Origin of the sequence: Rhodococcus sp. ARC_M6 (genome assembly GCF_022810305.1) — a bacterium.
Lineage (GTDB): Bacteria > Actinomycetota > Actinomycetes > Mycobacteriales > Mycobacteriaceae > Rhodococcus_F.
In genome coordinates this window covers 24854-47882 of sequence record NZ_JALGQH010000032.1, presented here as the reverse complement: position 1 = coordinate 47882, position 23029 = coordinate 24854, and the positions used below count along the sequence as shown (strand labels likewise).

Below are 23029 nucleotides of genomic sequence, written 5' to 3'. Positions count from 1 at the left end.
AAGTCCACCTGTGAGTTCTCCACAATCGCGTTCGCGGCCAAACGTACGGAAAACCCCCCAAAATCACACATTTGTTACGGATCTATCCGTGACAACTTGGTACACATAGCGGCCAAGTGTGTGGTTTTATATATCGGCGCGATATAGTTAGACATCGCATCAAGCGGTTAGGTCCACAGACTCGGGAGGTGTCAGTTGCTCGAACTCGCAATTCTCGGGCTGCTCCTCGAGTCACCGATGCACGGATACGAGCTGCGCAAGCGGCTCACCGGTCTGCTCGGCGCATTCCGTGCGTTTTCGTACGGATCGCTGTACCCAGCGCTTCGGCGCATGCAGGCCGACGGATTGATCTCGGAAGACGTCGACAACGCCACCGGCACGCTCAAGCGTCGGGCGCGTCGCGTCTACAAGCTCACTCCGGAAGGCCGGCAGCGGTTCACTGAATTGGTCGCCGACACGGGACCGCAGAACTACACCGACGACGGCTTCGGCGTTCACCTCGCCTTCTTCAGTCGCACCCCCGCAGAAGCGCGGATGCGGATCCTCGAAGGCAGGCGACGCCAGGTCGAAGAGCGCCGCGAAGGGCTTCGCGACGCCGTCGGCCGGGCCAGCGGATCGCTGGACCGATATACCCGCCAGCTCCACCAGCTCGGACTCGAGTCGAGTGAACGCGAAGTGCGTTGGCTCAACGAACTGATCGCAGCTGAGCAATCGACAACAGGAATTTCCCAGAAAGAAGGAGAGCCCGACCATGGGTGAGAACAGCACCGCGGTGCGCGTAGCAATTGTGGGCGTGGGTAACTGTGCCTCGTCCCTGGTTCAGGGCGTCGAGTACTACAAGGATGCGGACGAGACGGCCACCGTTCCCGGCCTCATGCACGTCAAGTTCGGCAAATACCACGTCCGCGACGTGCAGTTTGTTGCCGCTTTCGACGTGGACGCCAAGAAGGTCGGCTTCGACCTCTCCGAGGCAATCCTCGCCAGCGAGAACAACACCATCAAGATCGCTGACGTCCCGCCGCTCGACATCCCCGTCCTGCGCGGCCCGACACTCGACGGCATCGGAAAGTACTACTCCGAGACCATCGAACTGTCCGACGCCGAGCCCGTCGACGTAGTTCAGGCACTCAAGGACGCCAAGGTCGACGTCCTCGTGTCCTACCTGCCCGTCGGTTCCGAAGCTGCTGACAAGTTCTACGCTCAGTGCTGCATCGACGCAGGCGTCGCCTTCGTCAACGCACTGCCCGTCTTCATCGCCTCCGACCCGGAGTGGGCTGCCAAGTTCAAGGACGCCGGCGTCCCGATCGTCGGCGACGACATCAAGAGCCAGGTCGGCGCAACCATCACCCACCGCGTGATGGCGAAGCTGTTCGAAGACCGTGGCGTCGTACTGGACCGCACGTACCAGCTCAACGTCGGCGGCAACATGGACTTCAAGAACATGCTCGAGCGTGAGCGTCTGGAATCCAAGAAGGTCTCCAAGACCCAGGCCGTCACCTCGAACCTCACCGGCGCTCTCGCCGGCAAGGTTCACGACCGCAACGTCCACATCGGTCCCTCGGACTACGTGGAGTGGCTCGACGACCGCAAGTGGGCATACGTCCGCCTCGAAGGCCGCGCCTTCGGCGACGCTCCCCTGAACCTGGAGTACAAGCTCGAGGTCTGGGATTCGCCCAACTCTGCCGGCATCATCATCGACGCCGTCCGCGCAGCCAAGATCGCCCAGGACCGCGGCATCGGTGGACCGGTTTACCCGGCTTCCGCTTACCTGATGAAGTCCCCGCCGGTCCAGATGGCTGACGACAAGGCTCGCATCGAGCTCGAAGCGTTCATCATCGGAGCCGATGAGGCGTAGCCAGACGCCGCGCCGACGAGCTTAAGTCTCGACACAAAAGTGGCCCGCACCGATTGGTGCGGGCCACTTTTGCTGTGCAGGACTACTTCTTGATCCAGGCCTCGTCCAGCAGAATGATGCTGTCCAGGCTCGGCATGAGTCCGTAGACGTTCTCACTCCACGGCACGAAGTTGGCACCGGCTCCCCAGACCATGATCGGCACCTGTTCGTTGAACAGCGTCTGCAGATCAGCCAACGCGGCCTTCTTGTCCTCACCATTGCCGGCTGCCTGAATCGCATCCAGCATGGCATCTACCTCCGGGCTGGCAACGCCGACAGTGTTATTCGCCGAGGTGCTGTGCAGCGCCGAGTAGAGACGTAGGAACGGCGCAGCGTCGAGGAGTCCGTTGCCCCCGAGGGCCAAGTCGTAGTTGTGATCGGCGTAGAGGCGCTTCACCATGTCGGCGGTACTCGCCGCGTACTCGACGGTGACGGTGAATCCCACCGACTGCAGCATCGCCTGCACTGCCAGAGCTGCAGCTTGACCGTTGGGATCCTGCGTGCCGAGATAGGTGACGTGCCCGTCGTAGCCGTCCTTCTTTGCAGCGTCGAGCAGTTCACGGGACTTCGCGGGATCAAGGCCGATTGGCGCGATGCCGTTGTGCCACATGGACCACCGCTGGAATATCTCGCTTCCCGGCATTCCCTTTCCGCCGCGAGCGCGCTGATCGAGAACGGCCGGGTCGATCGCGTAGTTCATCGCTTGACGAACCCGTACGTCTGCGCCCGGATGTCCGACACGATTGTTGATCTGGCCGACCATCGACAGACTGATGAACTCGGCATATCCGGGGAATTTGCCCTTGGCTACCTCGACCGTCTCGGAGTTGCGCAGATACGCCATCTGAACGCCGCCGGTGGCGAGGGAGTCGATCTTGGCCTGCTCACCTTGAATGGATACGAACTTCACCTGATCCAATTTCGGTGCGCCACCCCAATAATCGGGCTTCGACGCCAGAACCAACTCATCTGGCGGCGAGAAGCGTTCCACCGTGAACGCGCCCGCACCGACCGGCGTGAACGGTTCCGCTGCATACGAACTCGGCGCAACGATGACGCCGTGGCCGAAGCTCAGCATCGCCGGGAACTCAGCCCACGGCCGATTCAGCGTGAATACCACCGACGACGGACCGGCCGCCTCGGCACTCTTGACAGTGGACGTCCAGATTTCGTTGTTGGCACCACGTTTCGTGTTGTACCGATTGATACTTGCCACCACCGCGGCACTGTCGAGCGGGGTGCCGTCACTGAACTTGACGTTCTCGCGCAGAGTCAACGTCCACGTGAGGTTGTCGGCACTCTCGTCCAGGCCCTTCGCCAGCTGCGGATCGTACTTTCCGGTTTCTGCGTTGTACCGCATCAACAGGTCGTAGATCGCCGCCAATTCGGTACCACCGGTAGCGCCGGTGACCTGCGTCTTGGCCGGGTCCAGGCTGACCACCGGAGCATACGACGCATATGTCAGGGCGCCACCGGCGACGGACGTACCCCCATTTCCTTGACCTCCGAGAATCCCGGAAACTTGAACGCTTCCGGATTCCTTTGAACTACCGGCATTTTCAGCTTCTTGATTCGCTCCCCCCGCACAGCCGGCAAGCAACATTCCGCTTGTGACCGTAGCTACCACCAACTTTCCGAACCTCACCCGTTTTGTTCGAGTCATATCTGTTCCCTCACAGTGGACTTGCAGAATTTCGGACGTCGAACTTACATCGGTGCAGGCCGGCCCGCGCCGACCGTGCAGCGACGAACCTTGCGAACCAAACCGGCATGGTCGCTGAGTGCCCGGTGGTTTGTGCAGCGCTCGTCCCACAGGGCAATGTCGTTATTCTGCCAGCGCCAACGCAATTGGAGGCTGGGCTCCTCGAGTCCGCGGCGAAGCAGATCCAGAATGGTGTCACTTTCCCGGGGCGTCATACCGACGAGGTTCCGAACATTCGATCCGCACATGAACAGAGCTGGGCGGCCGGTTTCCGGATGCTTGCGAACGAGCGGGTGGTAGACGCCGGAGAATTCTGCCGAAACCTTTTCCCACACTTCCTGTCCGAACTTCTCGATGGTGATCTGTTCCATCAGTTCACCCGGATGTACGAACTGCTCGAGTTCGAGGACCAGGCGCTTCATCGGTTCGGAGAGATTGCTGTAAACGTCATACAGGTTGAGCCACATGGTATCTCCGCCCGCATCGGGGGTGTGGCGCATCGAGAGAACACCGAAATCGGGTGGCGTCTCGAGAATCGCGACATCGGTGTGCCAGAGGTCCGCCTTGGGCGAACTGTTGGGGCCGTCCTCGATGAATTCCATCGGACGATCGAGACCGCGCGCCCGAGTAGTGGGGTAGACGTTCGGAATACCGAAGTTGGACGCAAAATCGAGATGCTGTTGATCTGTGAGGTCCTGGTCGCGGAAAAACACCACCAAATGTTCGCGAATTGCTCGCGAAATATCCTCGAATTGCTGTCCCGAAAGCGGCTGGGCCAGGTCGATGCCACTGATCACGGCACCGAGACTCCGCGTAACAGGTGCAACTGAGATGGTTTCGTATTCCATGACGATCTCCTGAAGGTGATAGATCTGCCCAGTGGCAGAGACGACAAACGGACCGGCGTAGCGCTTCGGGTACGCCGACGAGACTGGCGGTCTCGACAGAGACAGCGCCAATGATGTTGTTCCGGTGGAAGTTTCGATACTACGAATCTTCGATGATAAAAGTTGGTGTCAGGGATTATGCGGAGCCGTCAGCGCACCGACGGCCATTTCGATCAGATGAGTAACCATGTCGTCGAAAGAAGCGGCGCCGGCAAGCAACCCCTCTTCCTGGCGTTGCTCGTAGGCCGCGAAAGCCGCGACCATCATGTTCATGATCAGATCCACCCGAGTCGCAGCCGCATCTTCCGGGAGATGCACCAGCGCACGGCGGAGCCTGACGATGATCTCGCGACTGACGTCACTGATATCCGCAAAATCACGGCTCGTGAAGTCGACCCGCGGTGTCATACGTGCCGAGAATCGTGCGTAATGCGAACCGTCCGTGGCACTTCGGAGATAGTCGGCGAGTGGGACGATCGACACTTCGATGAGCGAACGGATGTCTTCTCCGCGCCCTTCACTGTCGACGACTTCGAGATACGCACTGCGCGCTTCGTTCAGCTTGGCCAGACGACGACGGAAGACTGCAAGGAACAATCCGTCGCGGCCGCCGAAGTAGTACTGCACGGCGGACACGTTCTTCTGTCCGGATTCGATCACGATCTCACGCAGAGAAACCTCGTCGACACCTCGTTCGGCAAACATCCGATCTGCTACATCGGTGATTGCGTCTCGCGCTGGACTCGGCTTGCTCATGTAATGGACCATATGATGCAGGGCATTAAAAGTCAATGAAATTTGAGACGTGGGTTACACCGATAGACTTTGGATGAACGCTCACACGTGAATCGAGGCTCCCATGTCGATGTCATCGCTCCCCGTGCTCGACCTCGCACTGTCCGAGAATCCGGACACCGCCGAACTGTTCCGCAAGCAACTCCGCGATGCGACGCACGAGATGGGTTTCTTCTATCTAGTGGGCCACGAAATCTCCGATGACCTGCAACGACGCCTACTGAGCGTCGCCCGTGAATTCTTCGCTCTACCGACTGCCGAGAAACTGGCCATCGAGAACGTCCGCAGCCCACACTTTCGTGGATACACCCGCCTCGGCGGAGAACTCACCGAAGGTAAACAGGACTGGCGCGAACAGATCGACATCGGCACCGATCAACCCGCTGCCCAACTCACCGACGATTCGCCGGCGTGGGAGATCCTGCAGGGTCCCAACCTGTGGCCGGACGCGCTTCCCGAACTCCGCGAAGTCATCACCGAATGGAACGACGCACTCACGTCCGTAGCACTGAAGCTGCTGCGGGAGTGGGCCGTTTCCTTGGGCCAGGATCCGCACATCTTCGACGAGGCGTTCGCCGAAGACCCGTCCATCCTGATCAAAGTGGTGCGCTACCCGGGCAGGCCGCCCGGTGCGGGAACTCAAGGCGTCGGCGGACACAAGGATGCCGGAGTGCTGACCCTGCTGTACATCGAACCCCGCAAAGGCGGCCTACAAGTAGAGCACGACGGCGAGTGGATCGATGCGCCGCCGATCGACGGCGCACTGGTGGTCAATATCGGCGAACTACTCGAGGTAGCAACCGGTGGATACCTGAAAGCCACGGTGCACCGGGTTATTTCACCGGAAGGCGGCGGTGAGCGAATCTCGGTGCCGTTCTTCTTCAACCCGAACTACGCAGCTCAGATCCCGGAATTCGATCTCCCACCGGAACTCGCAACGCGCGCCACCGGAGTCACCGTGGACGCAAACAATCCCATCCACGATTCCTACGGCGCCAACGCGCTCAAGAGTCGCTTACGGGCACATCCTGACGTGGCGGCGCGGTGGTGGCCGGAAATCGTTGCAGCCCAGGGTTATACGTCTCAGCCGTCGCCGAGATCAACTGACAGCACTCGTCGGCGCGACCGTCGCTCGTTTAGAAATTAAGTGCCACAGAAGGTTTGGAAGGTCTCACTGAATGACTGCGGGGCAGCTGTTGTGTAGTCGGACCACTCGTCGCGTCGGCCGAACGGATGCGTGACCACCTCCAATAGCTTCTCGAAAGGGACGAGGTCGCCGTCGGTCGCGGCGCGCAAGGCAGCATCGAGCTGATGATTGCGCGGGATGTACAACGGGTTGACACAGTCCATCGCGTCCGCGGTCTCCGCTGCCCCGCGCCCCAGCTTCGTCAGGGCGCCGTGCCACCGTTCCAACCAGGGCCCGATGTACTCCCGTGGGACGAGGCCGTCGAGGGGCTCCGAATGTCCGCGCAGTTCGTCCGCGAGAGCACGGAAGCTGCCCGTCCAGTCGGCACCGTGTTCCGCCATCAACGTCAGCAGATCGTCGATCAGCGCCTGATCGATGTGCTGACCGGACAGGCCGAGCTTTGCCGCCAGACCGGCCGCGTAGTGGCCCTCGTACCGCTCGTCGAAGGTGTCGAGAACTGCTGACACCGCGGCAATCGCGTCATCGGGTGTGGAATCGATCAGCATCAACAGTGTTTCCGCCAATCGCGCCAGATTCCACTTCAGGACGGCGGGCTGATTGCCGAACGCATAGCGGCCGCCGCGATCGATCGAACTGAACACAGCCGACGGATCGAACGCGTCGAGGAAGGCACACGGACCGTAATCGATGGTCTCCCCAGAAATGGTCGTGTTGTCGGTGTTCATCACCCCGTGAACAAAACCGATGAGCATCCACCTCGCCACCAGTGACGCCTGCGACTCGACCACCGCCTCGAAGAACCTCAGGTAGCGATTGCTTTCACCCGTTGTCGGCAGTGCGATCAGCTCCGGGTAGTGGCGGGCGATCGCGTAGTCGGCGAGCGACTGCAAGACCTCACCCTGCCGGGCCGCGTATTCAAAGGTGCCCACCCGAAGGTGACTGGACGCGATCCGTGCGAGCACAGCACCGGGTTCGGCGCCGCTGCGGCGTACATTCTGGCCTGTTGCGATCACCGACAGCGCCCGCGTCGTGGGACTGCCGAGGGCATACATCGCCTCGCTGACCAGGTATTCGCGCAGCATCGGGCCGACAACCGCAAAGCCGTCACCGCCCCGAGAGAACGGCGTGCGCCCCGAGCCCTTGAGATGCAGATCCACTCGCCGACCATCACTGTTCACCAGTTCTCCGAGCAGCAACGCCCGGCCATCCCCGAGGATTGGTGCGTACCCACCGAACTGATGACCCGCATACGCCATCGCGACGGGTTTCGCCCCGACCGGCGCCGTCGATCCGGACAGGACGCCAATCCCGTCCTCACTTCGCAGTGCCTCGACTTCCAACCGCAGCGTCGCTGCGAGTTGCTCGTTCACAACGAGCAACTGGGGATCCGGCGCCTGAGCGCCTTGCCACGGCACCGTCAAAACGCCCAGCTCGTCAGCGAAGGTGCTCTCGAGGCCGCCCACCGCTGGGTCGGTGCCTACTGTGGAATCTTGGATTGCAGCCATCACACGAGGGTAGCGACCACTCGAGCTGTCCCGTCGCTCACGACCGACAGAGCAATACAACGATCAGATGGAGAACTCCCGAATACCCGAACCGGACTAATCGCCGCAAGCAATGATTCGATCGAGAACCGGTACCGGACATCGTTTCAGCCGAATATGACGCTCATCATCGACCCTGAGAATTCTCATCGAGAGGAAACCGTGAAAACAGAAATCAGTTGCGGGCCTGCATTCGCGATAGCCGAGATCAGTGTTCCCGCCGGCGGATCAGTCCGCGTCGAAGCCGGAGCAATGGCGATGATGCGGGGCGACATCGCCATCACCACTTCGACCCGAGGTGGCTTCATGAAAGGTCTCCGCCGCTCCCTGGGTGGGTCGAGCTTCTTTGTCAACGACTTCAGCAGCGATCGTGGTGGTGTCGTTGGCGTCGCCGGCGCACTGCCGGGCGACATAGTCGAAACCACCATCGACGAAGGGACACCACTGCTCGTCCAGTCCGGCTGCTGGCTCGCATCCGATGCAACCGTCGACGTCGACTCCAAGTGGGGCGGCAGCAAAGGATTCTTCAGCGGAGCCGGACTTGTTCTGCTGCGGTGCAGCGGAAGAGGCGAGATCCTGCTCTCCAGCTACGGCGCCATCCGGCCTGTGACACTCGCCGCGGAAGAAACCATGACACTCGATTCCGGTCACGTCGTCGCGTTCGACGAGTCCGTCCAATACCGCATCCGCAAGGCCGGCGGCTGGAAGTCGATGATCCTCGGCGGCGAAGGCATCGTCACCGAATTCACGGGACCAGGCCGAGTCTGGATGCAGACCCGCAGCGCAACAGATCTGGTCGACTGGCTTCGCACCCGGATGCCATCGAGCAGCAGTAGCAGCACTAGTAGTAGCGACTGAGCGCGACCGACTTCGCCCGGATGGGCACACTCGGTTTCAACGTCGTGCGGCTCACCATCGCGTGGTCCGCCCTCGAACCCACCCCGGGCGCCTTCGACCAGGTGCAGCCGCGGTCTACGACGCGCCGCTCTGGACCGGCGAGTGGGCCTGGTTCGGTGAACCCGAGGACGACGCGAACCAGGTCGAGCGGTTCATGGATGCGATGGACGCCCACAAGATGGGCGGAGCCTGGTGGTCGTGGTCGCAGGCGTGCGGTGACCCGCACGCCGTCCGGGACGGCAACACCGGCAAGCCGATGGGCAACCTCACCGCATCGACTGCCCGTCCGGCGAGCAGTTGGGGCTGGTCGAGGGCTTCGCCAAGCCGCTGTCTCGGGCCTACCCGCGCGCGACCCCCGGAACGCTGACAGAGATCACCGCAGCCGGCTTCACGGGGACCGGATCCGGACGCCTGGAGGCCTGGTGCCCCGGCCTCGGCCGTCCCGTGCTGGCCACCACCAATGTCTCGGACCCGGTCCTGACACAGGTGGCCGGCGGCTGGCGTCTGACCGCGGGCACCGACGGCGCCTACTCGGTGACCGCCCACTGAACCCATGAAACTCGACATCGGCCGACCCGAGCACACTCGGGTCGGCCGAATCCAGCACTTACAGTGCTGCGGCAACCTTCCACGCAGTGTGGATTGCACCCTCGATGTAATCGACCTCGACGGCGTCACCCACAACCTGCACATCGGAAACCACACCCACCAGCGCGTCGGCGAGCGGCGCCTGCGCCGAAACACCCGATGCGACGACAACCATGTCGGCCGGTGCCGTAAGAGTCTCATCGCCGACACGGAACTCGACGTGTTCCTTGGTGATTCGCTGCACGGTCGCATTGCGGTGGATGGTCACACCCACTTCCTTGGCGTGGCGCACAGCAGTCCAGCGACGCGGCATAGCCATCGGCACACCCAACTGCTGGCCTTCCTCGAGCAACGTCACGTTACGGCCACGCTCAGCCAGGAACTCCGAAAGTTCCAGCCCGACAAGAGAACCACCGATGACAACGACGTTCTTGCCCATCGGCAGGAACTTGCGAGTCACGGTTCGGATTGCGGCAGGGCTCTTGGTGATGCCGGAGAGCTTACCCAGCTTGGCCATGATCCGAAGGAAAGGCGGCACCTGCGACGTGTCACCGGCACCGGTCATCAAGGCGCGCAACGTATCACCGGTGTGCACGTGCGGCAAGTCGCCACCCGGAACACTGGGCCGATCACGAACTGCGCCCGTGGCCACCACAACCACGTCGGCGTCGAGCGCCTTGATCGAAGCGACGGTGGCCTCGGTGTTCAACCGAATATCGACACCCAAACGCTCGACCTCGACCTTCAGCCACTTCAGCAAACGACCGTTGTCCGGCGTCGTGAGGCTGGAGAACCAGAGTGTGCCGCCAAGACGATCGGACTTGTCCAGCACCGTAACTCGGTGTCCACGCTCGCTGGCCACGCGAGCAACCTCGAGTCCGCCGGGACCCGCGCCGACAACAACAACGTGCTTCGGAGTAGCGGTGCGCACGAGCGGAAGCAATGTTTCATTACCCAAGGCGGGGTTCACCGCACACAGCGGAGTCTCGTCCCAGAAGTTTTCCTGAACGCACACATAACAATTGATGCAGGGACGGACGCGCTCCGGCGTTCCGGCGTTGAGCTTGTTCACCAAGTCCGGATCAGCGAGCAGCTGGCGACCCATCGCCGCGAAGTCCGTGCGCCCTTCCGCGATCATCTTCTCGCCGACCTCGGGGAGCATACGTCCGACGGTGATCACGGGAATCGATATCGCCTGCTTGATTTGCGTTGCATTGTCGGTGTAAAAGCCGACCTTGTCCGGCAGGGGTCCGTCGGTGAAGTTGGCAAAAGCATTCAGTGCGGTACCGGTGACGTGGATGGCGTCAGCGCCGGCCTCCTCGAACATCTTCGCGGCCGCAACTGCCTCGTCGACGGTTAGCCCGTCGGTTTCGCCATACTCTTGACCGGCCAGACGCACGATGACGGCAAGCGAATCGCCGACCTCCTCCTTGACCGCGCGAATAACTTCACAAGACAGGCGAGCCCGATTCTCCATGGAACCGCCGTACTCGTCGCTGCGCTGATTCGTGTACCGACTCAGGAAAGCCCCGAGGACGTAGTTGTGGGCACAGTGAATCTCGACGGCGTCGCCGCCCGCGGCCTTCACTCGTCCGGCAGCCTCGCCGAACATGCGGACCAGCCAATCAAGATCTTCCTTGGTGGCCTCGTGGTAAGTCGCCTTCTTGCCCTCGTTGATGGCACCCATCTTGCCCAGTTCTTCGGGTGTGCAATCGATCATCGCACTCATGTCACTCGGCGGCTTCGGCATGGACGGCACCAACTGCGGTCGGCCGTCGAGGGTGTCGATGCGCGCCACCTTGCCGTGGTGCGTCATCTGCACACACAGCTTGCTGCCAGTGGCGTGCACCGCGTCGGCGAGAGCCTTGATTCCGGGGATGAACCGGTCTTCCGAGAGCCCCGGTTCCTTGCGGCTGGTGCAGCCCATCGGATACGCAACAGCGCAGCAACCGGTGATGATCAGCCCGGTTCCGCCGGCCGCGCGGGCCAAGAAATGATCGATGTCGCCCTTCTCGATCTCACCGTCTTCGCAGAGGTTCATGTCCATTGCGGGCAGAACAACGCGGTTGGGGATGGTGATGGGACCAATGGTCCCGGGAGCGAGCAGGTGCGAGAACGTCTGGTTGCGGATCACGGGTAGACGCTAAATCTCATTGCAACGTCGCATTGCACGGTTCCCGATCAACGGGATCTACCCAGCGTGATCCTCGAGACAATCCGCAATTACCTCCAGTGCATATTCCAGATCCGCGGCGTCGACTCTGCCGTACCCGATCACCAGACCACCCGGCGTCGTGTGGGTACGGGCAGACTCCGCGACGCTAGGTACCTCCACGCCACTCCGAAGCGCCTCGGATGCGACGGCCTCGGCCACACTCGTGTCCAGCATGAGCGTCGTGTGCATGCCGGCGCCCAGGCCACGTAATTCTCCGAACCTGGACAAAGCATTTTCGACGGACCGATCTCGCTCCCGGTATCGACGACGAGCAGTGCGGACTGCCCGATCCCACTCGCCGTCCCTCAGTAGCGAGAGCAGTGCCCGCTGCAGCGGAACCGAAGGGAAGTCGCCGATACTTTCACGATGCGCCGTGATTATCTCGACCAGTTCTGTCGGAGCAACCAACCAGCCCAGGCGAATTCCCGATCCGAGAGTCTTGGCGACAGTCCCGAGGTACACCACCCGATCGGGAGCAAGCTGCGCGAGTGCAGGTAAAGGTGCTACATCGTAACGGAATTCGGAATCGTAGTCGTCTTCGAACAGAAGCACGTCACGAGCGCGCGCGAAGTCGATCAGCTGGTTGCGTCTACTTACCGGGAGCAAGCCGCCCGTCGGATACTGGTGTGAGGGAGTCACATACACACCGCGAATGTTCTGCGATGACTCACCAAGGATGTTGACGCGAAGTCCGTGGGCATCCACCGGCACATCGAAAAGTGACCATCCACTTGCACGAGCCGCCGACGCAGCGGACCGGTAGCCCGGATCTTCCAGTGCCAGTATGGCGTCGGGGGATCGCAGTGCCGACAAGGCAAGACCGAGCCCGTGCGTGGCGCCGGACGTGATCATGATCCTCTCCGGCTCGACGGACATTCCGCGCGCTCGCGCCAGCAATTGCGAAAGAGCAGAACGCAGTTCGAAATCGCCGGCCGGATCCGGATCCTTGAAAGGCGGTGGCAGCACTCCGACGTCTCGCCAGGCTCGGCGCCACGCCGCGGTTGCACGCGGGGGAGTCCAGGGGACTCCCGGACGTAGCTCCACCCGGGAAATGGTGGGCGCGATAGTTCTTGCGGCTTTCACAATCGGCATGACGACGGACGACGGCGCTTCGGCCACAAAGGTTCCCGACCCTTGCGCCGTCGCCAGCCAGCCCTCGGCGATCAACTGCTCATAAGCACGTTCCACGACGCCGCGCGCAACGTTCAGTTCGGCAGCCAACTTCCGCGAACTGGGTAGCCGCAGACCCACAGCCGCCTGCCCGCAACGAATATCTGCCCTGAGGTGATCGGCAATCTGAATCGGAAGCGACCGGCGATCCGTCCGATCAAGCACGACGGAAACCGCTGAAGGCAGAAACATGTCACCCCTTTCAAAAGTGGCCTACCAAATTCACTGTCAATTGGACCATGACAACGAGCCACTTGGCTAAGAGTATTGCTGGCATGACCGATACCGTCGCACTCGCCGAACAGTTGTCCCCAACACCGCTGTCTCCAACACCGCTGTCTCCAACACCACGTACGACGCACAAGCGGGGACGTCATCACGGTGTCGCGGAGCGGAATGCACTCTTCGACGTCCTGCGTTGCGCCAAGTTGTGCCACCTGGGTGTGGCCATGGACGGGGTGCCCCTGGTGTTGCCCACGGCCTACGGCTTCGATCCAAACGGTCCGGACCAAGGCGGTACCCTCTATCTGCACGGTTCAGTAGCGTCACGCAGCCTCGCGGACGACGGTGAAATCTGCGTCACCATCACTCTTCTCGACGGACTAGTCCTCGCGCGGTCCAGCTTTCACCACTCGATGAACTACCGCAGCGCCGTAATTCTCGGGACTCCTCGCATCGTGACGGATACAGAAGAACGCCTTACAGCACTGAATCTGATTGTCGACCAAGTAGTTCCCGAGCGCTCCGGCCACCTGCGCGCCTCCACACGCAAGGAACTCGCGGCAACACTGGTGCTTGCACTTCCGCTGCACGAAGCATCCGTGAAGACCCGCACCGGCGGCCCCGGCGACGATGCCGCTGACATCGGCGTCGAAAAAGTTTGGGCGGGAGTGATTCCGGTATCTACTCGGTTCGGCGAACCGGTTGGTGCCACAGATTTGGCAGCGGATATCGAACTGCCCGAACATGTCTCGCAACTCATCTGAGCGAGTGGCGACGCGCTAGCGTGCGAGAGCCGTTCACGCGACCGTCTCGGTGCGGCGGAACGATCATGGCCGGAGTTCGCGGCGCCGCTTCACCGGAATCCGCTGCTCTGCCGCGGCTCTCGAGAAACGGTCGAACCAGGTCGAGAGGTAGCGGGAACACGATAGTGGAACTGTTCTCGTTACCGATCTCGTGCAGCGTCTGCAGATAACGCAACTGCAGGGTGGTCGGATTACGACTGATCACCTCAGCCGCGTCAGCAAGCTTCGTCGACGCCTGGAATTCGGCTTCGGCGTTGATGATCTTGGCTCGCCGCTCACGTTCGGCCTCAGCCTGTCTTGCAATGGCGCGCTGCATGTTTGCCGGAATTTCGACGTCCTTGATCTCCACTGTGGTGACCTTGACTCCCCAGGGTTCGGTCTGCTGATCGATCACCTTCTGCAGATCTTCGTTGAGTCGTTCACGTTCGGAGAGAAGGGCATCGAGTTCCGCCTTACCCAGGATGGAACGCAGCGTCGTCTGCGCAATCTGCGAGGTCGCGGCGAGGAAATCTTCGACCTCGACGATTGCACGGTCTGCATCGACCACTCGGAAGTAGGTGACCGCGGTGACCTTAGCCGGCACGTTGTCACGGGTAATCACTTCCTGGACAGGAATTTTCAGTGTCACTGTCCGCAGGCTGACACGCTCCATCCGGTCAACCGCGGGAATCAGCACCACTAGACCCGGGCCCTTCGATGTGATCAACCGGCCGAGGCGGAACACGACGGCGCGCTCATACTCGCGCAGGACGCGGACCGACATGCCCACGAGCACCACGGCGAACAAGACGATCATGGACAAGACGATAAGCAAGGTGGTCATAGCGACGACTCCCACGGTTCACGACGGCGCACCGACAACGTCAGACCCCGGATCCGCTCGACTACAACGGATTCACCCATGGTCGGCGCGGGATCTTCCTCATACCCGAACTCCATTCGAGCCCTCCATAATTCACCGGCCATCTCGACCTGCCCGTGCGATCCGGCCCAACTGCGAACCGTTGCATCAGAACCGATCAGGGATTGCACTCCGGTACGTACGGGTGAGTGCCGGGCGGTCAGCACTTTCCGGCTCGCGACCGCCGCCACACCCAGACCAGCCACTGCGACCCCCGCCGTCACCGGGATCGCGATCAACTGACCGGCGTCACCGGATGTGAAGAGCAGCCAGACGCCGGCCGCAAAAATGAGGGCCCCCAAGCCGCCGAGCACCCCCGCAGTCGGGGCATGCGCCTCGACCACGATCAACAAGACACCCAACAGCAGGGCCACGACGCCCAACGTCGTCATCACTCGTCTCCCACGATCACGCTTGCGAGGGCACGGTCGCTTCGCGTAGCCATCTCGCGATCGGACCCTCGACATCAACGGTAATCACGTTCGGAGGGAACTGCCACCGACCTACAAAAGCTCGCCGAAGTCCCGTCATCGATGGGTAGCGGACCAATCGCTGTCATCTGATTGAATGCAAAATATTTCACATTCGTTATATTCAGCACAAATACTGCTACCCTTCGGCTAACTCTTGGCATTCGGATTCAGCAGAAGGATTTCACTCGATGCGCTCTACCTATGCGGTTGCACCGACCAGGATTTCGCACTACACGAGCGCCGTCCGCAATCACGCTGCCGACTACGTGAACACAACCAGTGCGATTGAACTCGACGATAACCGGAAACCGTACGGAATCGCCGTTTCTCCGGACGGCACCCGCGTTTATGTGACGACCCTCTTCAGTGGCACCGTCGAAGTGATCGACGCGGCCACCGACTCCGTGGTGACATCCGTCCATGTCGGCGGAATCACGACAGGAGTGTCGGTGACACCCGACGGCAAATCCCTGTACATCGGCGAAGGCCACGGCAACGTCTACGCGATGAATACCTCCACATTCGCCCTGACCACGGTCATCACATCGGCGAACTACCCCGGCAAGGACGTCGCCGTCACACCGGACGGTCGATACGTCTACGCCCTCGACAACGTGTTCAACGAGATTCTGGTGATCAGAACCTCCACCCGGGCAATTGCAGCCACCATCGCACTCGATCAGGCGCCACAAAGCATCACCATCGCGCGCAGCAGTGGGCTCGCCTATGTCGGGACAGATTCCGCTTCAAAAGACCCTAGCGGTTCAGTTACGGTGATCGACACCGCAATTCACATGGTCGTCGACACCATCACGCTTGCAGACGGGGTGAGGTCCGTGTTCCTCGCAGCCGACGAAAGTCATGTTTACGCCGTCACCGATATCTCCACCGACGCGATCGAGCTGACAACCAACATCGTGGTGAAGTCGACGCCGCTAAGAATGTCCCCTTCGACGCAGTCGCGAATGTGCCCGGACGGTGTGGCAATCACCCCCGACGGTCGCTACGCGTACATCGCGAACTCATCGGGCAGTTCGGCCGCGAGCGTCACGCGCATCCACTTGTCGGAGTCGCGCCAGACGAGCACGCTGTAACGGGGGAGTTCTACCTTCGAGCGGAGCGCAGCAATGAGCACCACGATCAGCGAGATCGCACCGGACATCTACCGACTGTCGACCTTCGTCGAGGAAGCCAATCTGGTGATGAACCAGTTTCTCGTCGACGGCGAAGAGCCACTGCTTTTCCACGCAGGCCAGCGAGCATTGTTCCCGTCTGTCTCCGATGCGATCTCGCGCCTGATCAGCCTGGACAAGCTGAAGTGGATTACCTTCGGGCACGTCGAGGCTGACGAGTGCGGATCGATGAATTCCTGGCTGGCTGCCGCACCGAACGCACAGGTGGCTCATGGCGCGATGGGGTGCTTCGTCCAAGTCAACGACCTTGCCGACCGACTTCCGGTTCCGTTGCAGGACGGCGATGTCCTCGAGACCGGCAGTCGACAGGTCCGACATATCGACACACCGCACGTTCCCCACGGGTGGGATGCGGGTCTGATGTTCGAGGAAACGACGTCGACGTTGTTCTGCGGCGACCTGTTCACTGCATTCGGCCATCATCCTGCGTCGACGGACGAGGAGATCATCGCTCCCGCACTCAGCGCGGAGGATCTGGCACATGCCACCGCCCTGACGCCGGAACTCAGTCCCACTATCTGCGCACTCGCCGAACTCGAACCGAAGATTCTCGCCCTGATGCACGGGCCTGCATACTCCGGAAACTGCGTCGAGGCGCTGCGCGAACTGGCGAACGCTTATGACTCCCGATTCGTGGCTCAAACCGAAAGACATCGCAGTTGAGCCGGCAGCGGTAGTTCGGCAACCTGTCCGGGCCCACCACTAAGGTTGACCTCGAGAGGTTGAGCAGCGTCGTCTCGGCCCTCGAAAGGTTGGAGGCTCGATGCCCGAAAACACATTCGATCTCGAAATCACTTCTGCGTGGACTGCGTTCGGCAAGCGCTTGTCCGCCTACATTACGGCGATGGTCGACAACGACTCTCTGGTAATCGAATCGCAGTACGACTCCATGGACAACCTCGCCGACGCACCCGCCTGTGTCCAGTTTTTCGCGTGGAACAAGACGCGGGTCCGCACTGAAGTGCGGTCCAATCAATTCCTGCACCCATTGCGGACGCTCGATCCCAGGGATCACGACAAGTTGGTCGCGCTGGGTTTTCATCGTCCCGATCCGGGCGAGCATGACGATTCCGGCAACGGTTCGATGTCGTTCTACATTGACTCCGATCGCAGCAAGCCCGAAGTACTGGTATCCAAAGCGCTTCGAATTCTCGACGAAGTCTGGAGCATCACTCACCCAAGTTTCCTCCTTGCGAAAAGCAGCGGCCGCGAGGATATCCCCGCATTCACCGTGGGCCCGCAGCGAATCAACGCGGGAAATTCGTTGAGCATTTTGGTCGACGCCGCACTTGAACAACTCCTGGGGCATGCACCGGAGCGTGACGGCGACGGCGATATCCCCCTCGTCGGAGGCGAGCAGGTCACGTACGTCCGAGTTCTCGGCGACGATGGTTACGTCGAGGTCTTCTCACGCGTGGTTCATTCCATCGCCGACCTCGATCAGGCGGCTGTTGTTCTGGCGCAACTGAACCGCCAATGGCCCACGCTCAAGCTGATCCTGGTGGAGCAGAGCGTTCTCGGTGTTATCCGAGTCGACGGAGCACCCTTCGTATCCGAGCATCTCCTACGGGCACTGCGCTCCCTCGCGGATCTGTCCGAAGTTTCGGACCAACTCGCCGCAGAATTGGGTGGGCAACCGATTCGTGTCGAGGACAACACCGATCCGAGCCTGTCCGACTCAGAAGATCCGTTCAGCGACTTCGATTCACACGAGTGCCATGAGTTTCCACCGGCACTCATGTCCATTCTCGAACTCGATGCCGACGTCACCGGTGCTCTCACCCCGGACGAAGTCGCAGAAATCTGTGGACGCGACCGCGACACCATCCTCGAATACCTGCGCATCAGCCAGGAGCAGGAAGCGTCGTGGCACCAGGCCCTGACCGATGCAATCGGCCGCAGCGGCGACGACGTAGAGCTGTGCACCGGCGAAAAACTTGCCTGGACCCAGACGATCCAACACTTACGTCGTGCACTCCGCACTGTTGTGCTTCCGGAAAACGGCGGCAGCGCAAAGCAACTAGGCCTTTTCGACGAACCGATCTAGAGCGGAACTCAGCCAGGCAGCGGAATAACGATGCCCGGAAGAATTTCGATCGAGCGAGGCCGCTGCGGAGCCTGCGGGATCTGCGGAATCTGTACCGGCGGTAATCCGGGAATCGTGATCGTGTTGGAGGGATCCGCATTATTGGTCCTGCCACCCCCGCTGTTGGGTGAGGTGGCGCCCGAGTTGGACGGGACACCGGCCTGTCCACCGATCGGGTCGGGCCACGGGAAGGTCTCGACGTCCGAGCCCTTCAAGGCGCCGTCCATCGTGCTCTTCCAGATGTCGGCCGGCAGCCCGGATCCGTAGATCAGACCACCGTAGGAGTTGGTGATGGACTGCGCGTCGGAGGTGCCCATCCACACTGCAGTGGACAGCGAGGGCGTGTAACCGACCATCCAGGCGTCCTTGTTCTCGCCGGTGTCACCGAGCTGAGCGGTGCCGGTCTTGGCTGCGACGGGACGGCTACCGGCCAGTGCGTGACCATTGGAGTACGACGCGATCGGCAGCATCGCCTGCGTGACATTTTCTGCGACAGCTGCGTCCAGTCGACGCTCACCGGGGGATTCCGGGCGGTCGAGGAGGACCTCACCGTCGGCTGTGACCACCTTCTGGATGAAGTGCGGCTGCTGGTAGATCCCCGAGTTGGCGAGAGTTGCGTACGCGGACGCCATGTCGATAACGCGGGACTGATACTGACCGAGCACGATGCCGTTTTCCGGCGGGTCACCGGCTTGCGTGAGCGTCGGGTAGTCGAGGCCGGGGATGCGCTCCGGGATTCCGGAGAGATGGGCCGCGTCGGCGATCTTCTGCGGACCGTCCTCCATCGAGAGCATCAGCCGGTAGAAGCTGGTGTTCAGGGAACGCTTCAAGGCCTCGGCGATGGTGCAGGTGCCGCAGGATTCACCGCCGACGTTGCCGATGGTGACACCGTTGATGGTCAAGGGCGAGCTGTCGAAGCGGGCGGAGAGCGGGATGTCTTCCTTCAAGGCTGCGACGAGCCCGAAGACCTTGAACGCCGAACCCGTCTGAAGCGGTGCCTGCGCGTAGTCGAATCCAGCGCCGTCCTCGCCGCCGTAGTAGGAGGACACTCCACCGGTGTGCGGGTCGATGGACACAGCGGCGGTGCGCAGTTCCTCCGGTTCGCCGTCCATGTTCTTGCTGACGGCGTTGAGGGCGGCGGCCTGAGCTTGTGGGTTGATCGTGGTGGTGATCTTCAGACCGGCCGTGTTCAACGTCTCGTCACTGATCCCGGCGTCTGCAAGCTCCTTGAGGACCTGTGTCTTGATGTGCCCTTCGGGGCCCGGCGCCTGATTCAGATCCGTCGGACGATTGGCCGCCGCGACGACGGGAAACGTCATCGCCTCGCGATCGGATTTGGTGAGCGTCCCCAACTCTGCCATTCCGTTCAGCACGTAGCTCCATCGCGCCTCGAGCGCCGAGAGATTCGTTTCGGGGTCGAGGAACGACGGACTCTGGATCACCGACGCGAGAACTGCGCCTTCACTGACGGTCAGATCACTGACCGGCTTGTCGAAATACGCATTCGACGCGGCCGCGATGCCGTAAGCGCCGCGACCGAAGTAGATGGTGTTCAGATACGCCGCAAGGATGTCGTCCTTGGGCCACTCGCGAGCCATTTTGGCGGAGATAACCAGCTCACGGAGCTTTCGGTCGATGCTTCGTTCATCACCGACCAACACGTTCTTCACGTACTGCTGGGTGATGGTGGATCCGCCGCCGGCGCTTTCCTTGCCCATGATGTTGTCTCGGGCCGCGCGTGCGAACCCCGAAACCGAGAAGCCGGGGTTGGTGTAGAAATTGCGATCCTCGGCAGAAAGAACTGCGTCGCGAACATGAATCGGGATAGCTGACAACGCAACCTCGGTGCGATTGCCCTCCGGGGGCACCACCTTGCCGAGCACCGTGGTGCCGTCGGCCATGTAAATGGTGGATACCTGGTTGGTCTGCATGTCGGACGGCCGCGGAACCTCGGTGCGGGAGTAGGCAACAGCAAAAACCGACGCCGGCACGATGACCATCAGGAGTACGAGTACGTAAATCGTCCGCCGGACGAACCGCCACTTGGAACGCTTCTTCTTGGCCGGATTGGCCGCATTACTGGGGCGACGCGAAGACGACGCGCCGCCACCTGCCGCGTTCGATCTGTTCGATGGACTCACTCACACACTCCCGGTCGTGGACCTGACCTACCGGCACCATTTCACCAGGGCGTTGTCTCGATCAGATAACTCCCGGCAACTGCGATACCGAAACGTCACACTACCGGTCGGTCTCCTTCGGACGCTCGGCTCGGACTGCTTTCCGATATCCACGGAACGCGAATCCGAGCGCAATCACGCAACCCAGCAGCACCAGCGACTGCATGACTCCGGAATCGCCCTTGGCGATGGCGACAACCGCACCGATCAATGCCATGAGCGTGAAGACGGAAATGAAGCCGGCGATCAACTCCATACGCTGGGACTTGGAAGCCCGCATCACGACTTGACGCCGCCTGCTGTCAGACCGGCGATGATGCGTCGCTGGAAGATGAGCACCATGATCACCAGCGGGACCATGACGAGGGTTCCACCAGCCATGATCGACGTATATGGCGTGACAAACGGATCGGTTCCGGAGAACTTGGCCATTGCCACGGTGACGGGAGCAGTTTTGTCACTCGAGAGTTGGAGCGAGAGCAGATACTCGTTGACCGTCGCGATGAATGCCAGGATCGCGGTCGTAAACAGTGCCGGCGCCGCGAGCGGGAGCATGATCAGCCGGAAGGCCTGGCCGCGGGTAGCGCCGTCGATGCGTGCGGCTTCTTCGAGTTCCCAGGGAAGTTCGGAGAAGAACGACGTCAGCGTGTAGACCGTCAGCGGCAGAACGAAGGAAATGTTCGGGATGATCAGCGCTTTGTAGGTGCCGATCCAGCCGATGTCGGTGAACAGTTGGAACAGCGGCGTCACCAGGGCGACGACGGGAAACATCGACGCACCGAGGATGATTCCGGTGACGAAGTATTTGCCACGGAACTGGAAACGCGAGAGCGCGTACGCCGTGAAGACACCGATGACCAGGGCGATCAGGGTGGTCGCGCCAGCGATGATGAGGCTGTTCATCAGTGCCCGCGTGAAGTTCACTTTGGCGTCGGGATCAAGCGCTGCGGTGAAGTTGGACCACGTGAAATTGTTGGGCCAGAGTGACGTCGAAAAGGTTTCCGACGGGTCGCGAAAAGCTGTCACGATCATCCAGTAGCAGGGCGCGAGTCCCCACACGATGATCAGTACGACGCCGATGTAGGTGCCGATCTTGCCGCGCAGTGACTTGTTCATACCGGCTCCCCCTTTCGCTGCTTTTCCTGCGTGCTGACCGCGTTGGCTCCGAGGAATCGGACCAGGATGAAGGCCACAGCGAAGATGATGAGGAATGTGATGGTCGAGAGTGCCGACGCGGAATTGGCGCCGACGCGCATTTGATCGACCACCAGAACCGAGATGGTGGACGTTGCGGGGTTGGAGCCCATCATGATGGCGGGCAGATCGTACATACGCAGTGCGTCCATCACACGGAAGAGCACGGCCACCATCAGCGCGGGTTTGACCAGCGGAAGGGTGATCATGCGGAAGCGCTGCCACGCCGTGGCACCGTCCACCTTGGCGGCTTCGTAGACGTCGGCGGGAATCATCTGCAAGCCCGCGAGGATGAGCAGGGCCATGAACGGCGCTGTCTTCCAGACGTCTGCAACGACGATCGCGAATCGCGCCGGCCAGGGGTCGGCCGTCCACAGGATGTTGGTTCCGAGAATCTTGTTGGCAATGCCGTCGTTGGCGAAGATGAAGAACCACAGCTTCGCGGTGACTGCGGTGGGGATGGCCCACGGAATCAGGACGGATGCGCGCAGCAGACCGCGGCCACGGAACGTCTTGGCCATGATCAACGCCATCGAGAGACCGATAACCGTCTCGAGAAGGACAGTGACGACGGTGAATCCGAAGGTATTGCCGATCGACTGCCAGAACTGCGAGCCGAGCGTGCCGGGCGGGCACGGAATGGAACCCGCGGCCGTGTTGCAGGACTCGGTGATCCAGTTCTTGTAGTTGTCGAACCACGTGAATGAACCGCTGACGAACATCCCCGTCTCGGGATCGAGCTTCTTGGCGTCACTGTGCATCGACATCCAGATCGCGCGCCCGAGCGGGTACACGATGATGATCGCGAGCACGATCAACGACGGAGCGACAAACGCCCACACGGGAATCTTGCGCCGCTTCTTCGGCTTGTCCGTCGATTTCCCCGGCACGGCGGGCGGACCCGGTGGCGGCGTGTCGACAAGGTCAGGCAGAACCTCGGTCAGGGCCGAACCCGGCGCCTGTGGCTCCAAGGTTTTTTCCAGAGTCGGAGTTTTTTCCAGAGAAAAATCCGGTGCGCGATGCCTCCCGCCAACGCCCGAACGGTCGGAGCCGGTTGACCCGGCCCCGACCGCGGGGTTGGCAGGCACAGCCGCGGAAGGATCCTGCGGTTCTGCCATTGCCTATTGCTCCTGGTAGA

General features: G+C 61.3%; 21 protein-coding genes. 9 read left to right on the top strand and 12 right to left on the bottom strand.

Annotated elements, in window-relative coordinates; genetic code table 11:
• The first annotated feature begins 195 nt into the window (after positions 1-195).
• Positions 196-759, top strand: coding sequence for a PadR family transcriptional regulator (locus tag MTX36_RS24715; RefSeq protein WP_094270514.1), 564 nt, complete (start codon positions 196-198; stop codon positions 757-759).
• On the top strand, positions 752-1855 hold the full coding sequence (locus MTX36_RS24710) for an inositol-3-phosphate synthase (protein WP_243622277.1): 1104 nt from the start codon (positions 752-754) through the stop codon (positions 1853-1855). Before MTX36_RS24715 ends, MTX36_RS24710 begins: the two co-directional genes overlap by 8 nt.
• Before the next feature lie 82 nt (positions 1856-1937).
• On the opposite strand, the gene MTX36_RS24705 is transcribed toward MTX36_RS24710, so the two are convergent.
• From MTX36_RS24705 to MTX36_RS24695, 3 genes are all read right to left on the bottom strand, one after another.
• Complete coding sequence (locus MTX36_RS24705; RefSeq protein WP_243622276.1) at positions 1938-3557, bottom strand: ABC transporter substrate-binding protein; 1620 nt, start codon at positions 3555-3557, stop codon at positions 1938-1940.
• Positions 3558-3601: 44 nt separating this feature from the next.
• The gene (locus MTX36_RS24700) at positions 3602-4444 is read right to left on the bottom strand and encodes a TauD/TfdA family dioxygenase (protein ID WP_243622275.1); all 843 of its coding nucleotides are present in this window, start codon (positions 4442-4444) and stop codon (positions 3602-3604) included.
• A 168-nt stretch (positions 4445-4612) separates the two neighbouring features.
• Positions 4613-5239 (bottom strand): TetR/AcrR family transcriptional regulator, encoded by a 627-nt coding sequence (locus MTX36_RS24695; RefSeq protein WP_243622274.1) that lies wholly within the window; start codon positions 5237-5239, stop codon positions 4613-4615.
• A 103-nt stretch (positions 5240-5342) separates the two neighbouring features.
• On the opposite strand from MTX36_RS24695, the gene MTX36_RS24690 reads away from it, so the two are divergent.
• Positions 5343-6425 (top strand): isopenicillin N synthase family oxygenase, encoded by a 1083-nt coding sequence (locus MTX36_RS24690; protein ID WP_243622273.1) that lies wholly within the window; start codon positions 5343-5345, stop codon positions 6423-6425.
• On the opposite strand, the gene MTX36_RS24685 is transcribed toward MTX36_RS24690, so the two are convergent.
• Entirely contained in the window at positions 6422-7930 is a 1509-nt protein-coding gene (locus MTX36_RS24685; protein WP_243622272.1) for a YdiU family protein, read from the bottom strand. The two genes, MTX36_RS24690 and MTX36_RS24685, sit on opposite strands and share 4 nt — an antisense overlap.
• A gap of 201 nt (positions 7931-8131) precedes the next feature.
• Here MTX36_RS24685 and MTX36_RS24680 point away from each other — a divergent pair, with 201 nt between their 5' ends.
• Together MTX36_RS24680 and MTX36_RS24675 are read left to right on the top strand one after the other, a co-directional pair.
• Positions 8132-8827, top strand: a complete 696-nt coding sequence (locus tag MTX36_RS24680; RefSeq protein ID WP_243622271.1) for a TIGR00266 family protein — start codon at positions 8132-8134, stop codon at positions 8825-8827.
• 61 nt (positions 8828-8888) lie between these two features.
• A complete protein-coding gene (locus MTX36_RS24675; protein WP_243622270.1) occupies positions 8889-9233 on the top strand; it encodes a hypothetical protein in 345 nt (114 codons plus the stop codon).
• 240 nt (positions 9234-9473) lie between these two features.
• On the opposite strand, the gene MTX36_RS24670 is transcribed toward MTX36_RS24675, so the two are convergent.
• Both MTX36_RS24670 and MTX36_RS24665 read right to left on the bottom strand, forming a co-directional pair.
• Positions 9474-11588, bottom strand: coding sequence for an FAD-dependent oxidoreductase (locus MTX36_RS24670; RefSeq protein WP_308198250.1), 2115 nt, complete (start codon positions 11586-11588; stop codon positions 9474-9476).
• Positions 11589-11645: 57 nt separating this feature from the next.
• Positions 11646-13031: a PLP-dependent aminotransferase family protein gene (locus MTX36_RS24665; RefSeq protein WP_243622269.1), complete on the bottom strand. Its 1386-nt coding sequence runs from the start codon at positions 13029-13031 to the stop codon at positions 11646-11648.
• Positions 13032-13114: 83 nt separating this feature from the next.
• Here MTX36_RS24665 and MTX36_RS24660 point away from each other — a divergent pair, with 83 nt between their 5' ends.
• The gene (locus tag MTX36_RS24660; protein WP_243622268.1) at positions 13115-13825 is read left to right on the top strand and encodes a pyridoxamine 5'-phosphate oxidase family protein; all 711 of its coding nucleotides are present in this window, start codon (positions 13115-13117) and stop codon (positions 13823-13825) included.
• Here MTX36_RS24660 and MTX36_RS24655 read toward each other — a convergent pair.
• Positions 13818-14687: a slipin family protein gene (locus MTX36_RS24655; protein WP_243622267.1), complete on the bottom strand. Its 870-nt coding sequence runs from the start codon at positions 14685-14687 to the stop codon at positions 13818-13820. The genes MTX36_RS24660 and MTX36_RS24655 overlap by 8 nt on opposite strands.
• On the bottom strand, positions 14684-15157 hold the full coding sequence (locus tag MTX36_RS24650; RefSeq protein ID WP_243622266.1) for an NfeD family protein: 474 nt from the start codon (positions 15155-15157) through the stop codon (positions 14684-14686). Before MTX36_RS24650 ends, MTX36_RS24655 begins: the two co-directional genes overlap by 4 nt.
• 269 nt (positions 15158-15426) lie before the next feature.
• Here MTX36_RS24650 and MTX36_RS24645 point away from each other — a divergent pair, with 269 nt between their 5' ends.
• The 3 genes from MTX36_RS24645 to MTX36_RS24635 all read left to right on the top strand — a co-directional run bounded on the left by MTX36_RS24645 (position 15427) and on the right by MTX36_RS24635 (position 18478).
• A complete protein-coding gene (locus tag MTX36_RS24645) occupies positions 15427-16332 on the top strand; it encodes a YncE family protein (protein ID WP_243622265.1) in 906 nt (301 codons plus the stop codon).
• A 33-nt stretch (positions 16333-16365) separates the two neighbouring features.
• Complete coding sequence (locus MTX36_RS24640; protein ID WP_243622264.1) at positions 16366-17094, top strand: MBL fold metallo-hydrolase; 729 nt, start codon at positions 16366-16368, stop codon at positions 17092-17094.
• A gap of 100 nt (positions 17095-17194) precedes the next feature.
• On the top strand, positions 17195-18478 hold the full coding sequence (locus MTX36_RS24635) for a hypothetical protein (protein WP_243622263.1): 1284 nt from the start codon (positions 17195-17197) through the stop codon (positions 18476-18478).
• An 8-nt stretch (positions 18479-18486) separates the two neighbouring features.
• Here MTX36_RS24635 and MTX36_RS24630 read toward each other — a convergent pair whose 3' ends face one another.
• The 4 genes from MTX36_RS24630 to MTX36_RS24615 form a co-directional block, all read right to left on the bottom strand.
• Positions 18487-20658, bottom strand: a complete 2172-nt coding sequence (locus tag MTX36_RS24630; protein WP_243622262.1) for a transglycosylase domain-containing protein — start codon at positions 20656-20658, stop codon at positions 18487-18489.
• 100 nt (positions 20659-20758) lie between these two features.
• Positions 20759-20977, bottom strand: coding sequence for a hypothetical protein (locus MTX36_RS24625; RefSeq protein WP_243622293.1), 219 nt, complete (start codon positions 20975-20977; stop codon positions 20759-20761).
• Positions 20977-21813 (bottom strand): carbohydrate ABC transporter permease, encoded by an 837-nt coding sequence (locus MTX36_RS24620; protein WP_243622261.1) that lies wholly within the window; start codon positions 21811-21813, stop codon positions 20977-20979. Before MTX36_RS24620 ends, MTX36_RS24625 begins: the two co-directional genes overlap by 1 nt.
• A complete protein-coding gene (locus MTX36_RS24615; RefSeq protein ID WP_243622260.1) occupies positions 21810-23009 on the bottom strand; it encodes a carbohydrate ABC transporter permease in 1200 nt (399 codons plus the stop codon). Before MTX36_RS24615 ends, MTX36_RS24620 begins: the two co-directional genes overlap by 4 nt.
• Positions 23010-23029: the final 20 nt, after the last annotated feature.